The organism is Scandinavium hiltneri, assembly GCF_024764835.1.
In the GTDB taxonomy this organism is placed as follows: Bacteria; Pseudomonadota; Gammaproteobacteria; order Enterobacterales; family Enterobacteriaceae; genus Scandinavium; species Scandinavium hiltneri.
Window position 1 is genome coordinate 41670 of sequence record NZ_JALIGE010000075.1, and the last position, 14674, is coordinate 56343.

9 protein-coding genes are annotated in these 14674 nt (G+C 52.8%); 3 read left to right on the forward strand and 6 right to left on the reverse strand.

Annotated features, from left to right (window positions below):
• Positions 1–108: 108 nt before the first annotated feature.
• From cadA to hmpA, 4 genes are all read right to left on the reverse strand, one after another.
• Positions 109–2250: a lysine decarboxylase CadA gene (gene cadA / locus MUU47_RS15290; RefSeq protein WP_258989015.1), complete on the reverse strand. Its 2142-nt coding sequence runs from the start codon at positions 2248–2250 to the stop codon at positions 109–111.
• 81 nt (positions 2251–2331) lie between these two features.
• Positions 2332–3657 (reverse strand): cadaverine/lysine antiporter, encoded by a 1326-nt coding sequence (cadB, locus tag MUU47_RS15295; protein ID WP_258989016.1) that lies wholly within the window; start codon positions 3655–3657, stop codon positions 2332–2334.
• 377 nt (positions 3658–4034) lie between these two features.
• Positions 4035–5570 (reverse strand): lysine decarboxylation/transport transcriptional activator CadC, encoded by a 1536-nt coding sequence (gene cadC, locus MUU47_RS15300; RefSeq protein ID WP_258989017.1) that lies wholly within the window; start codon positions 5568–5570, stop codon positions 4035–4037.
• Between the two features lie 179 nt (positions 5571–5749).
• Positions 5750–6928: an NO-inducible flavohemoprotein gene (gene hmpA, locus MUU47_RS15305; protein WP_258989018.1), complete on the reverse strand. Its 1179-nt coding sequence runs from the start codon at positions 6926–6928 to the stop codon at positions 5750–5752.
• A gap of 315 nt (positions 6929–7243) precedes the next feature.
• On the opposite strand from hmpA, the gene glyA reads away from it, so the two are divergent.
• On the forward strand, positions 7244–8497 hold the full coding sequence (gene glyA, locus MUU47_RS15310; protein WP_258989019.1) for a serine hydroxymethyltransferase: 1254 nt from the start codon (positions 7244–7246) through the stop codon (positions 8495–8497).
• Positions 8498–8551: 54 nt separating this feature from the next.
• On the opposite strand, the gene MUU47_RS15315 is transcribed toward glyA, so the two are convergent.
• Together MUU47_RS15315 and MUU47_RS15320 are read right to left on the reverse strand one after the other, a co-directional pair.
• Positions 8552–8974, reverse strand: a complete 423-nt coding sequence (locus tag MUU47_RS15315; RefSeq protein WP_258989020.1) for a DoxX family protein — start codon at positions 8972–8974, stop codon at positions 8552–8554.
• 81 nt (positions 8975–9055) lie between these two features.
• Positions 9056–10261 (reverse strand): ROK family protein, encoded by a 1206-nt coding sequence (locus MUU47_RS15320; RefSeq protein WP_258989021.1) that lies wholly within the window; start codon positions 10259–10261, stop codon positions 9056–9058.
• 116 nt (positions 10262–10377) lie between these two features.
• On the opposite strand from MUU47_RS15320, the gene MUU47_RS15325 reads away from it, so the two are divergent.
• Both MUU47_RS15325 and MUU47_RS15330 read left to right on the forward strand, forming a co-directional pair.
• Positions 10378–13659: a DUF5107 domain-containing protein gene (locus MUU47_RS15325; RefSeq protein WP_258989023.1), complete on the forward strand. Its 3282-nt coding sequence runs from the start codon at positions 10378–10380 to the stop codon at positions 13657–13659.
• A 27-nt stretch (positions 13660–13686) separates the two neighbouring features.
• A complete protein-coding gene (locus MUU47_RS15330; RefSeq protein WP_258989024.1) occupies positions 13687–14670 on the forward strand; it encodes a substrate-binding domain-containing protein in 984 nt (327 codons plus the stop codon).
• Positions 14671–14674: the final 4 nt, after the last annotated feature.

Genomic DNA, 14674 nt, shown 5'->3' on the forward strand with positions numbered 1-14674 from the left:
TAGTTCATTGGCCGGATTGATCGGGCCCACACGGTAAAGGTTTCGTAGGCCGGGTAAGCGCCGCGCCACCCGGCAAAAAGGGAAGTGGCATGCCACTTCCCTCGTGTCTTACTTACTGTTTTTCAGCACCTTAACGGTATAACGGCCATCTGCCTGACGATAGGCACCGTGGATGTCGGTTTCGAAGCCCGGATAGTGAGCGCCGATTTCGCACAGCATCTGCAAGAATTCCAGCACCGGACGGCTTTCCTCGGTGATCATCTCACCCGGCATCACCAGCGGTACGCCTGGAGGATATGGCAGGATCATGTTGGCATTCACACGACCCACGGTCTCCTCGAGGTAAACCTCTTCGGTTTCACCGTGCAACTCTTTCTGGAACGCGTCGAACGGCGTCATCACCATCGCTGGCAGCACTTCAAATGCACGGAACATCAGGTCCGGCAGGTTGTGATGCTCAACCAGTTTGTGGATGTTCTGCGCCAAATCCTGCACGCGCATGTTTTCGTAGAATTCTGGGTTATCACGATACAGCGACGGCAGCAGATTTTTCACTCGCAGGTTCAGGTCGAACGCACGTTTGAAATCGGTCAGCGCACGCAGCAGGCTCAGGGCTTTGGTTTTATCGATCCCGATGCTGAACAGGAACAGCAGGTTGTACGGACCGGTTTTCTCGACCACGATCCCACGCTCATCGAGGTATTTCGCCACGATGCTCGCCGGAATACCAAACTCGCCCATCGAACCGTCTTTTTTCATGCCCGGAGTCAGAATGGTGACTTTGATCGGATCAAGATACATGTGTTCGTTGTCAATGTTTTTGAAACCGTGCCACGCGCTGTCAGAACGCAGCGGCCAGCATTCCGCACCGTCAATGTGCTCTGGCTGCCACACGTCGAAGAACCAGCCTTCTGACTCGCCTTTCAGACGTTTAATTTCTTTACGGAACTTGATGGCGCGTTCGATAGAGCCGTTGATCAGGCGCTTACCGGCATTACCTTTCATCATCGCCGCTGCGGTTTCGGTGGACGCCACAATTCCGTAATGCGGAGAAGTGGTGGTGTGCATCATGTAGGCTTCGTTGAAGGTTTCTTCGTTAACGTCACCTTTCACGTGGATCATCGATGCCTGAGAGAACGCAGCCAGCAGTTTGTGTGTAGACTGGGTTTCGTAAATCACTTTCCCTTCCACACGACCACCGCTCATCCCACTTTTTCCTGCATAAATTGGGGAGAAGTTGGTGTAAGGCACCCAGGCAGAATCGAAGTGAATCGATTTCACATCGAGGGTTTTCTTGATGAAGTCGGTGTTATACAGCAGACCATCATAAGTCGAGTTGGTGATAACCGCGTGCACCGGCCAGGTGGCGTTTGGCGTTTCTTTCACGCGTTTCGCGATGGTCGCGCGCTGGAATTCGCTCTGCGGAATACCGCCGAGGATGCCGTAAGCGTTACGGGTCGGACGGAAATAGATCGGCGTGATGTTACTCATCATCATCAGATGGGTGAGCGACTTATGGCAGTTACGGTCGATAAGCACGGTGCTGCCCGCCGGGGCGGAATACATGCCGACGATTTTGTTCGCCGTGGATGTGCCGTTAGTGACCATATAGCTGCGTTCAGCGTTAAAGACGCGGGCGATGTACTCTTCCGCTTCTTTGTGCGGGCCGCTGTGGTCCAGCAGGGAACCCAGTTCAGACACGGAAATCGACACGTCAGATTTCATGGTGTTCGAGCCAAAGAAATCATAGAACAGGCTGCCGACCGGGCTTTTCTGGAAGGCGGTACCGCCCATGTGGCCAGGCGTACAGAAGGTGTATTTGCCTTCGCGCACATATTTGAACAGCGACTTGGTCAGTGGTGGCAGGATTGTATCGATGTACTCGTCGGTGTTCTGCTGGATTTTCGCCGCGATATCTTCCGCTGCACCCAGCGCATATTCGAAGAAGCGCACCTGCATCCGCAGGTCATTCAGGCTCACGTCAAGGGTCGAGTAGGTGTTAGCAAAGGCGTACAGCGGCATATACTCATTCAGCTTGCTGATTTCTTCACACAGCTCGAGATTGTATTTATCCCAGTCGAAAATCACGCCGCACAGGCGGGCATTGTTCTCAATCAGCTTCAGTAAATCTTCACGGTCGTTCGGGTAAACGATGCGGAAATCCAGGCGCTCAAGGGCGCGGTGCAGTTCACGAATAGGCTCTTCTTTGAAGTAGACACCCATGTGATTCATGATTGCGATAACGTTCATAGTCGTATCTCCAGGTATAGAAGGCCCCTCCCGCCACGAAGTGACAGGTGTAGAGAGGAGCCGTGAGAAAAGGGTTAGGGCTTAGTGAGCGCTGGCGGTGTTGTCGTCGCGGTGTTCACGCTGGTTCATTTTGCGGCCGTAGAACATCAGAATTATCAGGCTCACAATGAAGGTGCCGGACAGTTCGAAGGAGCTCGCACCCATCAGGGCAATGAAGCAGAACGCACAGCCGAGTACGGCACAAATCAGGCTCACGAGGTTGCGAACGTTGACGCCTTCAAAGCGAATCAGGTCAACGCAGGAGTAGAAATAAGGCAGCATGGTCAGCAGCACCGCGATACCGGTTAACTCGCCGAACAGGTCAGAGGCTTTACCGCCACTGGAGTTCATCACAGTGATGAGGATCATCAGTACGGTCATTTTAACGGCAGCCAGCAGCAGGCCTTTTTTCGGGATGCCGTTGGCATCAACTTCGGCATACACTTTCGGGAAGTTGCCATCATCAGCGGCACGTTTACCGGCCTGGCCAACCAGCATCATCCACGAGCCCAGCGAGGTCAGGCAGGCGAAAGCGGTGAAGGCGGAAACCATTGGTGCAGCCCAGCCGCCCATAATGGTGGAGGCGCTGACAGCGAACGGCGCACCCGATGCTGCCATTTCAGCCGCAGGGTACATACCGGTAATGACCTGAGTCGCCAGAATATAAATCACACCCGCGATTGCGGTACCCAGCATGGTTGCCAGCGGTACGGTGCGTTTCGGGTTTTTGACCATACCGGTGCTGACAGCGGCAGATTCAACGCCGACGAACGCCCACAGGCACAGCAGAATACTTTTGATTACCGCGTGATAATCCGTGGTGGTCGAGGTGTTCCAGTTAGCCTGATAGGTCGCCATATCAAACCAGTGCCAGCCGATAACCGCAGTCACCACTACCGGAATAAGCACCAGTACCAGCCCAATGGTGGTCAGACGGCTCACCCAGGTACCGCCGAGCATATTCACGAAGGTGAAAATCCAGACGATAGCAATACAGGCCAGACCGGCCGGAACGGGATTATTTAAGACCGGGAAGAAGGTCGAAAGATAAGATACGGCAGTAATGCCGATTGCCAGATTACCAATCCAGTTTGCGTGGTAATAAAGGACGCCGGTCTGGAAGCCGAATGCCGGGGATAATTCACCCGCGTAGGCAATAGGGCCACCTTCTTGTGGATTTTTGGTTGCCAGTCGGGCGTAAACATAAGCCAGAGACATTGCACCAATAATAGAAATAACCCAGCCCCAGATGGCAATGCCACCGATGCTGGCGAGGTTCGCGGGTAATAAGGCAATGCCGCTCCCCATCATATTCCCGGCGACTACGCCAGTACAGGCGAAGAGCCCGATCTTTTTGGCAGAACTCATGGTTTGTATTCTCCTGATGTTTATTTTGGAGGTCCGGGCCATATTGCAAATAGTGGTTATGACCCGACCGACTGAGTTCAAGGTTAAAGATCTCCAGCAGAGAAGTCCTAAAGATAAAGTGAAGTAATCGCAAACGTCAGACAAATGACATCCTGACTTTTTTGCGTTAACACATCAGGATGACATGTTGATATCAGAAAAAGATAAATATCGTTGTTTTACAGTGTATTGGTTTTGATTTGGCGGGTTAGCTTAATGTTGTTTTGCGCGGGTTTTTGACTCAAAATAGATAACAATTCAGGTGCTCATTAGATACATGTAATTAACCTCATCACGCGCGTTTTATTCCGCGTGATGAGGTTTCTCTTTTTTCTGACTTATTCTGCAGCGAGGAAGTTGTCGAGATAAGGGACGACGCGGGTAACGGAAGTCTGGAATACGCTGTTTTCAATCCAGTACAGCGTGTTCTCGCCTGGGCGTAAATTGAATGCGGTAATATACGCATCTGCCGCGAGACGGTTCTCGCCTTTCATTTCGTAAACCTTACCGAGCAGCACGTAATTCATCCACGACATTTCAAGGTCAATGCCTGAATTAATCGCCGCGAATGCGTCATCAACTTTTCCTTGCCCGAGCATATCGATGGTCTTTATTTGATAGAACGCCGCGGTATTTTTAATCTCGGGAATAGTGCTAACGCGGGTTATTTCCGCATTGAGTTCCGCCAGCTGCGTTTCATTCATCGGCTGCTGAGAATGACGTAAGACATCGACAATGGCTTTTTCCGCCAGCGCATAGGTAAAGCCTGGCGAATCGGAAATCACATCGTCGAGAATAGCGCTGGCTTTACTGAGGGAATCGATATCGCCTTTCATTAATAGCTGGTGAGCCTGATAAAATTGAGTCAGCGATTTGCTCTGCGACGGCTGGTACATGCGCAGCATGGCCTGCATCCGCTCTGGCCACGGCTGGGTCAGCGCCTCTGACAGGCTGCTCATCAGGTCGTTCTGAATCGACAGCGGGTTATCACTGGTGACGAAGTAACGCTTATCGAGCATCACGGAGCCGTCGGCATTATCAACCAGCTGCACCGACATAAAGCACTGCTGGGCACGGTAATGGCGCTGATTCACAAACTCAATGGTCAGCGTTTTGCCCGAACTGCTCGGCTCGTTGACGTTGTAGTTGGTTTTGTCATGCACCATATAGGTCGAGAAAGTATTCAGCGACATGGTAATCAGGCTGCCAAGCCCCACGGCGTACGTTCGCTGCGAGGCCGCATTGTTGCAGGAGTTGCCGTCCGCTAAACGGATATCGATATCGCGCGGGTTGAGCAACAGGCGCGTTTTAGTGACGGGCGGATGCGAGTGTATTGTCGACATTGCGACCAGTGCCACGCAGCTGAACAGCGCCAGCAGGAACAGGCCCCAGACCCACCAGGTCGTGATACTGCGACGTTTGTCCGCTTTCAGCGGCGCGGGGAGTGCACCTGCCGCCGAAACCAGCGGGGCGGCCACGGCCGATGGCGAGGATTTTGCCGTCGTCGACGGGATTGCCGGAGGAACGGGAGCCAGTTCCTCACCTTCTTCGGTACACCAGATAACGGTGGCCGCCAGCTTATAGCCGCGCTTCGGCACCGTCACAATGTATTCCGGGCTGCTCTCATCGCCGTCTTTCAGCGACTTACGCAATTCAGAAATACTCTGGGTCACGACGTGGTTGGTCACGACATTGCGCGTCCAGACGTGGTCGATAAGTTCATCCCTGCTCAGGACTTCATCGGGGTGATGGGCAAAGTAAACCAGAAGGTCAATGAGGCGAGGCTCTAGTGTAAGTTGACGTCCCTGACGGCTTATCTGATTTACGGCAGGCGTAACCAGCCATTCGCCAATGAGTACAACAGGTTGTTGCATAAAAAAGGGGCCCAAAAAAGACAACAGAAAGACGGGCATTCTAACACAATCAGATTACCCCTTTTTTGACCCGCCCTGCTTCACGATGGGGGTAAGAAGGGTTTTTTGTATGGTTCTGCGTATAAAAGCAGCGTTTGCGGGCCAGAGAAACAGCGTGGCCCGCGCGAGAGAAGAAGACGTTACAGCACCTTATGTGGGCCGAAGCATTCGTAATGGATATTGCCCGGCTCTACGCCCAGCGCCACGAGCTGCTGCGCGGCAAACTGCATGAACCCGACCGGACCACAGAGATAGAACTGGGTCGCCGGATCGCTGAACAGGCCTTCATGCTGGCGCAAATCCATCAGCCCGACGCTGTCGAACACGTCATTACTTTCAGGTGTGTTGTACCAGACGTGCGAGGCAAAGTGCGGCAGCGTTGCGCCCAGGGATTCTACTTCTTTGGCGAACGCATGGACTGCGCCGTTCTCAGCCGCGTGGAACCAGTTCACCTGAGCCGGATGCGCGCGGTTTGCCAGCGTATCGAGCATCGCCAGCATTGGCGTCTGGCCGACACCGGCGGAAATCAGCGTCACCGGAGCGGTGGCGTCAGCGGACATAAAGAAGTCACCGGCAGGTGCGGCAAGATAAAGGGTATCGCCCACGCGGGCTTCGTCATGCAGCCATTCGGACACCTGGCCGCCGTTTTCGCGCTTCACCGCAATGCGATAGTTTTTGGCGTTCGGGCTGCGGGTGAGTGAATACTGACGGATTTCCTGATGCGCAAAACCTTCCGGCTTCAGCCACACGCCGAGATATTGACCCGGCTGATAATCCGCCACGTCGCCGCCGTCCTGTGGGGCAAACTCAAACGCGGTGATCAGGGTGCTTTGCGGCGTTTTGCTGACTATCTGGAATGGGCGCGTGCCTTCCCAGCCGCCGGTTTTCGCGGCGCTTTGCTGATAGATTTCGCCTTCGCGTTTAATGAACACGTCGGCCAGCACGCCGTAGGCTTTGCCCCACGCGTCCAGCACTTCTTGACCTGGGCTGAACATCTCGTCGAGCGTCGCCAGCAAATGGCCGCCAACGATGGCGTACTGCTCGGGTTGGATCTGGAAACTGGTATGCTTCTGGGCAATTTTTTCGACCGCGGGCAGCAGGGCGGCCAGGTTTTCAATATTGCTGGCGTAGGCGGCGATGGCGTTGAACAGCGCTTCACGCTGGTCGCCGTTGCGCTGGTTGCTCATATTGAAGATCTCTTTCAACTCTGGGTTATGAGCAAACATGCGATCATAAAAATGAGCGGTGAGTTTTGGACCCGTTTCGACCAGCAGGGGAATGGTGGATTTCACCGTCGCGATGGTTTGTGCGTCAAGCATGGCTATGTCCTTTTGCGGTTTCTTCGTCATGTTTCTTAATGGTGTATTTAAAATGCATCTTATAAGAATGACCCTAAGATGTAAATGGTTCTTTGAAAGGTGAAAAATGTGCATCACAAACTTGAAAAGAAATCCGTTTAAATCACGTGAGCCTTTATCGCTCAAACCCTTGCGTGGCGGTGAGGTAATCGTTTGCGTAAAATCATTTGTCAAGACCTGTTATCGCAGAACTTATCAGTTATACTGTTGGCCGTTGCCCAAACGGGCCCCCTTTTTTAGCGGTAAAACTACTGTTAGCTGAGTCAGGAGATGCGGATGTTAAAGCGTGAAATGAACATTGCCGATTATGATGCCGAACTGTGGCAGGCTATGGAGCAGGAAAAAGTACGTCAGGAAGAGCACATCGAACTGATCGCCTCCGAAAACTACACCAGCCCACGCGTCATGCAGGCGCAGGGTTCTCAGTTAACCAACAAGTACGCGGAAGGTTACCCGGGCAAACGCTATTACGGCGGCTGTGAATATGTTGATATCGTTGAGCAGTTGGCTATCGATCGTGCCAAAGAGCTGTTTGGCGCAGACTACGCCAACGTGCAGCCGCACTCAGGTTCCCAGGCGAACTTCGCGGTTTACACCGCGCTGCTGCAGCCGGGAGATACCGTGCTCGGTATGAACCTGGCGCAAGGTGGTCACCTGACTCACGGCTCTCCGGTGAACTTCTCCGGTAAACTGTACAACATCATCCCTTACGGTATCGATGAGTCCGGTAAAATTGATTACGAAGACATGGCGAAGCAGGCGCAGGCCCACAAACCGAAAATGATCATCGGCGGCTTCTCTGCTTATTCCGGCGTGGTTGACTGGGCTAAAATGCGTGAAATCGCTGACAGCATCGGCGCCTGGCTGTTCGTCGACATGGCGCACGTTGCCGGTCTGATTGCTGCAGGCGTGTACCCGAACCCGGTTCCACATGCTCACGTTGTGACTACCACCACGCACAAAACCCTGGCGGGTCCGCGCGGCGGCCTGATCCTGGCGAAAGGTGGTGACGAAGAGCTGTACAAAAAACTGAACTCTGCCGTATTCCCAAGCGCGCAGGGCGGCCCACTGATGCATGTGATTGCCGCGAAAGCCGTCGCGCTGAAAGAAGCGATGGAGCCAGAGTTCAAAGTCTACCAGCAGCAAGTGGCGAAAAACGCGAAAGCGATGGTGGAAGTGTTCCTGAACCGCGGTTATAAAGTGGTATCTGGCGGCACTGAGAACCACCTGTTCCTGCTGGATTTGGTAGATAAAAACCTGACCGGTAAAGAAGCCGATGCCGCGCTGGGTCGCGCTAACATCACCGTCAACAAAAACAGCGTACCAAACGATCCGAAGAGCCCGTTCGTGACCTCTGGTATTCGTATCGGTTCTCCGGCTGTGACTCGCCGCGGCTTCAAAGAAGCTGAAGTGAAAGAGCTGGCTGGCTGGATGTGCGACGTGCTGGACAACATCAATGATGAAGCCGTTATCGAACGCATCAAAGGTAAAGTGCTGGATATCTGCGCCCGTTTCCCGGTTTACGCGTAAGTTATCGCAGTGACAAAAAAGGCCGCTGATGCGGCCTTTTTTAATGGCAAAAATTCAGCGTCGGTCAATCGACATCGCACCCGGTCCGGTGATGGCCAGCAGTAAAAAACCGCCCGCGATGCTGATGTTTTTATAGAAGTTAATCATATTTGGCACCACAGACGCGCCGCTCATATCCCAGTAGTGATGGCCAATTATCGCCGTCCCAAGGGTATAAAAGATAAACAGCACCGCCAGTGGACGAGTGAAGAAGCCGAGCACGATAAGAATGGCGGCAGGCACTTCCATCAGTATGGCAATAATCGCCGACAGCGTCGGAGCCGGCGCGCCGCTCGAGGCCATGTACTGCACCGTTCCGCTAAAGCCCATCATCTTCGGGTAACCAAAAATAATGAAAAGCGCCACCAGCGCGATGCGGGCAATCAACAACAGCAGCGAGCGTGACGAGCCAAAATCGAAATAACGAATTGAGTTCATAGCCGTTCCGTTGTGCAAAGGGGAAGTTATTAAAACCTAATACACAATCACTTCTCGCGCCAGAAACCTGCCCACAAACAATCACTTCACCTGGCGCATCAAGGCAAGCTGAGCCTCAATATATAAATACCCAATTCCCAGCACTTGCTCTACTTGCGTTAGGGTGCCAAAGCCGATCTGTGTTGAACGTGCCCGGGAAGTATCGCCATGATCGAAAGGATTGAAACCAATTTGTCGCATAATGGTATTAAGCCAGGTTGTACCAAAGGCGCAGCTTCGACCGTAGAATAATATCTGATTGATATTCAATATGTTGAGAAGGTTATACAGGCTAAGGCCGATGGCATTTGCGGAATTGTCGACCCAATTTCTTACCCATGGTTCCCCTCTTTCCCAGGCGTCAATCAGTTGTGCTGTGGTCACGGTTTCAGGGTTCAACCCCGTGGTGGGAGGTTGTGTTTTTAACCATACTCGGGCCTGTTTTTTCAGGGCGCTCAGTGAGGCAACGGTTTCCAGACAACCATAACGTCCGCAGTCACAGACCACGCCGTCTGGCGCGATAATGGTATGGCCGATTTGTCCGCTGCCGTACAGGCTACCGCGATAAACTTGATCGTTAATCACAAAGGACGATCCAATTCCATAATCAACGTTAATCACACAGAAATCACGGTCGCGCTCGGTATTTTGCCACTTTTCAGCCAGCGCCAGCATCACGCAATCATTATCCACCATTACGCGGATCCCCAACTTCTCTTCCAGCAGATATTTCACCTCCACGGGGCTTTTCCAGGGAGCTTGCGGCATAGTTTGCGATACGCCGGTCACCGGATCGACCTGACCATGGATAGCGAGTGCCAGATTAATGGTTCGATCGGGCCATAATTTGCGGTGACGGTGCCAGCACTTTTCGATCTCTGCCAGCAGTGCTTGCGGATCAGGGGCGCTGATAGCAAAGCGTTCAAATTCACCTTTTGGACTCAGACAGGTGTTAGCCAACTGAGACTCGATACTGGTAGGTGTCACATTCAGGCACAGCGTCCAGTCTCCCTCTGGCGAAATCAGCCAGGTGCCACTGCTGTGTCCACGCGTCTGTTTTTCATCTTCGACATTCAGTACCCGCTTCTCGCGTTCAAGCTCCTCCAGAATATTGCTTACCGCCGGGATAGAGATTTGGGCCAGGCGCGCCAGAGTGGATTTATTGGCACGTTTCACCCGATACAGAAGTTCAAGGAGCACGCATTTGTTGTAGTGGCGGATCTGTTGGTTATTGATACATGCTTTCATTTAACTTAACTCTGTTTACTGTAATGCGTGATTGTTGTGCAAAAACATTGCCAGATTGTTCATTAAACTGCCATCAATCTTTTAATTCAGTATGTCTTGTTAATATTGAGGGCAATATGAATCCAGTAAATGTTTGGCAGGAAAGCCTCCAGATACCGACTTATGAAACCGGGCCACAGGATATTCATCCCATGTTTCTGGAAAATCGTGTCTATCAAGGGTCATCCGGAGCAGTGTATCCCTATGGCGTGACCGATACGCTTAGTGAGAACAAGACGCTCAAAGAGTGGCAGGCAGTATGGCTGGAGAATGACTACATCAAAGTCATGATTTTGCCTGAGCTTGGCGGGCGGGTGCATAGGGCGTGGGATAAAGTCAGACAGCGCGATTTTGTTTATCACAACGAGGTTATTAAGCCTGCGCTGGTGGGGCTTTTGGGGCCATGGATATCGGGGGGAATAGAATTTAACTGGCCGCAACATCATCGACCAACAACATTTATGCCCGTCGATTTCACGATTGAGGCGCATGAAGACGGAGCACAAACCGTGTGGGTGGGTGAAACCGAGCCAATGCATGGCCTTCAGGTGATGACCGGATTTACCCTTAGACCGGAACGTGCCGCTCTGGAAATTGGCAGTCGCGTCTACAACGGTAACGCGACACCGCGTCATTTCCTGTGGTGGGCTAATCCGGCAGTCAAAGGTGGTGAGGGCCATCAAAGCGTCTTTCCGCCTGATGTAACGGCCGTATTTGACCACGGGAAACGCGCCGTCTCGGCTTTCCCTATCGCGACCGGAACCTATTACAAAGTGGATTATTCGGCGGGTGTCGATATCTCCCGCTACAAAAACGTGCCGGTGCCCACTTCCTATATGGCCGAAAAATCGGCCTACGATTTTGTTGGGGCATGGAGTCATGATGAAAATGGCGGACTGTTGCATGTCGCTAACCACCATATTGCACCAGGGAAAAAACAGTGGAGTTGGGGCTACAGTGAATTTGGTCAGGCATGGGATAAGAGCCTGACGGATACCAATGGTCCTTATATTGAGCTTATGACCGGTATCTTTGCCGATAACCAGCCGGATTTTACCTGGCTCGATGCCTGGGAAGAGAAACGTTTTGAGCAATATTTCCTGCCTTACCATTCGCTGGGAATGGTGCAAAACGCTTCCCGCGATGCGGTTATCAAACTACAACGCACGGAGCAGGGGATTGAATGGGGGCTGTATGCAATCGCTCCTTTATCGGGCTATCGACTGGTCATCCGGGAAACTGAAAACCGTGAAACACTGTTGGATAGCGCCGTCGAGTTGACGCCTGCCACTGTAATGCAGGGCCTGTTGAGCGACATTAATCCGGCAAGAACGACCATAGAACTGATTGATGCGAAGGGTAAAGTTGCGCTGCGCTATCAGGAGCATCAGCCCACAGCTATACCCCTGCCGGAGGTGGCGAAAGTGCCATTGACGGCAGCTGAGATAACCAGCGTTGATGAAGCGTGGTTTATTGGTCAGCATCTTGAGCAATATCACCATGCTAGCCGTTCCCCATTTGACTACTACCTGCGCGGCGTCGAGCTGGATCCGCACGACTATCGTTGTAACCTGGCGCTGGCGCTACTTGAGTACAATCGTGCTGATTATGCTTGTGCTATCAGCTATGCCACTCAGGCGTTGAAACGTGCGCATGGTCTTAATAAAAATCCTCAATGTGGCCAGGCAAGCCTGATCCGTGCCAGTGCGTCTGAGCGTCTGGAAAAATGGCAGGATGCCGAGGAGGGCTTCTGGCGCGCAGTCTGGAGCGGTAACAGCAAAGCCGGTGGCTACTATGGCCTGGCTCGGCTGGCAGCTCGCCGGGACGATAACGAAGCAGGGCTGGATTTTTGTCATCAAAGTTTGCTCGCTTGTCCGACTAACCAGGCCGTGTTGTGTCTGCAAAACCTGTTGCTACTCCGCAGCGGGCGTCGGGACGATGCGCGTCTTCAGCGTGAGATGCTGTTGCGTGACTATCCTCTGAATCCGACGCTGTGGTGGCTCTGTTGGCATGATGAGGGTAGCGAATCTCGCCTTGAGCAATGGCGGGGAATGTGTCGCGGTCGTGACGTGAATGCCCTGATCACAGCGGGGCAACTCATTAGCTGGGGATTACCACAACTGGCAAGCGAAATGCTGGCAGCACTCGACTGTCAGCGCACGCTTCCGCTCTATCTGCAGGCTAGCCTCAAGCCTGCAGCAGAGCGAGCCGGGTTGGTTGAACAGGCTCGTGAAGCATTTCCGGCGTTTGTCCGCTTCCCCAATACCCTCGACGAAGTGGCCGCGCTGGGGAGTATTGAAGAGTGCTGGTTTGCCCGCCATTTATTGGCCTGCTTCTTTTACAGCAAACGTAATTACGACAAGGCTATCGCACTGTGGCAGCGCTGCGTAGAGATGGCGCCAGAGTTTGCTGATGGCTGGCGCGGACTGGCAATCCATGCCTGGAATAAAAAGCAGGATGGGGTAAAGGCTGCCCGTTATCTGGATACTGCCTGCCAATTGTCTCCGCAAGATGCCCGATTGCTTTTTGAACGAGATCTGCTGGATAAGCTGACTGGGGTGTCAGCACATACACGTCTTGCCCGCCTTGAGACACATTTGTCCTGCGCCCTCAAGCGCGATGATTTAACCGCGGAGTTACTGAATTTGTGGCACCTGACAGGCGCGACCACTAAAGCGACAGAGATTCTGGCGACGCGTAAATTCCACCCATGGGAGGGGGGAGAGGGAAAAGTTACCAGCCAGTTTATTCTTAACCAGTTGCAGCAGGCGTGGCAACAGATTGAACGCCAACAGCCCCAGTCTGCGGTGGCTTTACTACAGGACGCCCTGAATTACCCTGAGAATCTGAGTGAAGGTCGCCTGCCCGGTCAGACCGATAACGATATCTGGTTTGCGTTAGCCGTTTGCGCACAGATGCAAGGGGATGAGGCGGAAACACAGCGCTGCCTGCACCTCGCGGCAACGGGCGATCGCACTATTAACATCCACAGTTACTACAACGATCAGCCTATCGATTACCTCTTCTGGCAAGGCATGGCATTGAAAATGTTAGGGGAACAGTCGGCATCGGCCCACCTGTTTACTGAGATGAAGCAGTGGGCACAGCAGATGGCGAAAAACCCGATTGAAGCAGACTTCTTTGCCGTCTCCCAGCCGGATCTCTTGTCGCTGTATGCCGACCTGCAACAGCAACACCGGGAAAAATGCCTGCTGGTGGAAGCGCTGGCAGCAGCAGGACTTGGTGATGTTGAGGGATATGAAAACGTCCGCAATGCACTGGAAAAATTGAACCCAGCCTGGCCGAAAGCGGCGCTGTTTGCTCAGGTGATGCCCTTTGTGATGCCACTCGTTCACTAACATTCGATAACCCTGAAGGAGTCACCCATGTTCAGACACATCAGAACACCGATTATCTCGTTATTGGTCTTTACGCTGTGCAGTTGGTTTGTTACTGGCTTCGCAGCCGAGAAAAAAATGACCATCGGCGCTATCTATCTGGATACCCAGGGGTATTACGCGGGTGTGCGTCAGGGGGTTCAGGATGCGGCGAAAGCCTCGACGGTGCAGGTTCAGTTAATCGAAACCAATGCCCAGGGAGATATATCTAAAGAAAGTACCTTTGTCGATACCCTGGTAGCGCGCAACGTGGACGCCATTATCTTGTCTGCCGTCTCCGAAAATGGCAGTAGCCGTACCGTTCGCCGTGCCAGTGAGGCCGGTATTCCGGTGATTTGCTACAACACCTGCATCAATGCAAAAGGCGTTGATAAATATGTTGCCGCGTATCTGGTGGGCGATCCGCTGGAGTTCGGCAAAAAACTCGGTAATGCCGCAGCAGATTATTTTATCGCCAGCCATATCAGTGAACCCAAAATAGCGGTGATCAATTGCGAAGCTTTTGAAGTGTGCGTCCAGCGGCGTAAAGGGTTTGAAACGGCGCTGAAAGCACGCGTGCCGGGGGCGAAAATCGTGGCGAACCAGGAAGGCACGGTGCTGGATAAAGCCATCTCCACGGGGGAAAAACTGATTATTTCGACGTCGGGTCTGAATGCCATTATGGGCGAGTCGGGTGGCGCAACGCTGGGGGCGGTTAAAGCCGTGCGTAATCAGAATCAGGCCGGAAAAATTGTCGTTTTCGGCTCCGATATGACCACCGAAATCGCTCAGGAACTTGAGAGCAATCAGGTGCTGAAAGCAGTGGTGGATATTTCCGGTAAGAAAATGGGGGATGCCGTTTTTGCCCAGACTCTGAATGTCGTGAATAAAAAACCGCCGACAGAGAAGGTAATTCAGGTGCCTATCGATCTCTACACCAAAGTGGAAGATGGCAAACAATGGCTGACAACGCATGTGGATGGTCTGCCTTAAACGC

Bases quoted from the DNA above. Each gene is read 5' to 3' on its own strand.
- MUU47_RS15315 (WP_258989020.1), bottom strand. From the start codon at position 8,974: ATGAACTCAATTCGTTATTTCGATTTTGGCTCGTCACGCTCGCTGCTG.
- hmpA (WP_258989018.1), bottom strand. From the start codon at position 6,928: ATGCTTGACGCACAAACCATCGCGACGGTGAAATCCACCATTCCCCTG.
- MUU47_RS15320 (WP_258989021.1), bottom strand. From the start codon at position 10,261: ATGAAAGCATGTATCAATAACCAACAGATCCGCCACTACAACAAATGC.
- glyA (WP_258989019.1), top strand. From the start codon at position 7,244: ATGTTAAAGCGTGAAATGAACATTGCCGATTATGATGCCGAACTGTGG.
- cadB (WP_258989016.1), bottom strand. From the start codon at position 3,657: ATGAGTTCTGCCAAAAAGATCGGGCTCTTCGCCTGTACTGGCGTAGTC.
- MUU47_RS15330 (WP_258989024.1), top strand. From the start codon at position 13,687: ATGTTCAGACACATCAGAACACCGATTATCTCGTTATTGGTCTTTACG.
- cadA (WP_258989015.1), bottom strand. From the start codon at position 2,250: ATGAACGTTATCGCAATCATGAATCACATGGGTGTCTACTTCAAAGAA.
- MUU47_RS15325 (WP_258989023.1), top strand. From the start codon at position 10,378: ATGAATCCAGTAAATGTTTGGCAGGAAAGCCTCCAGATACCGACTTAT.
- cadC (WP_258989017.1), bottom strand. From the start codon at position 5,570: ATGCAACAACCTGTTGTACTCATTGGCGAATGGCTGGTTACGCCTGCC.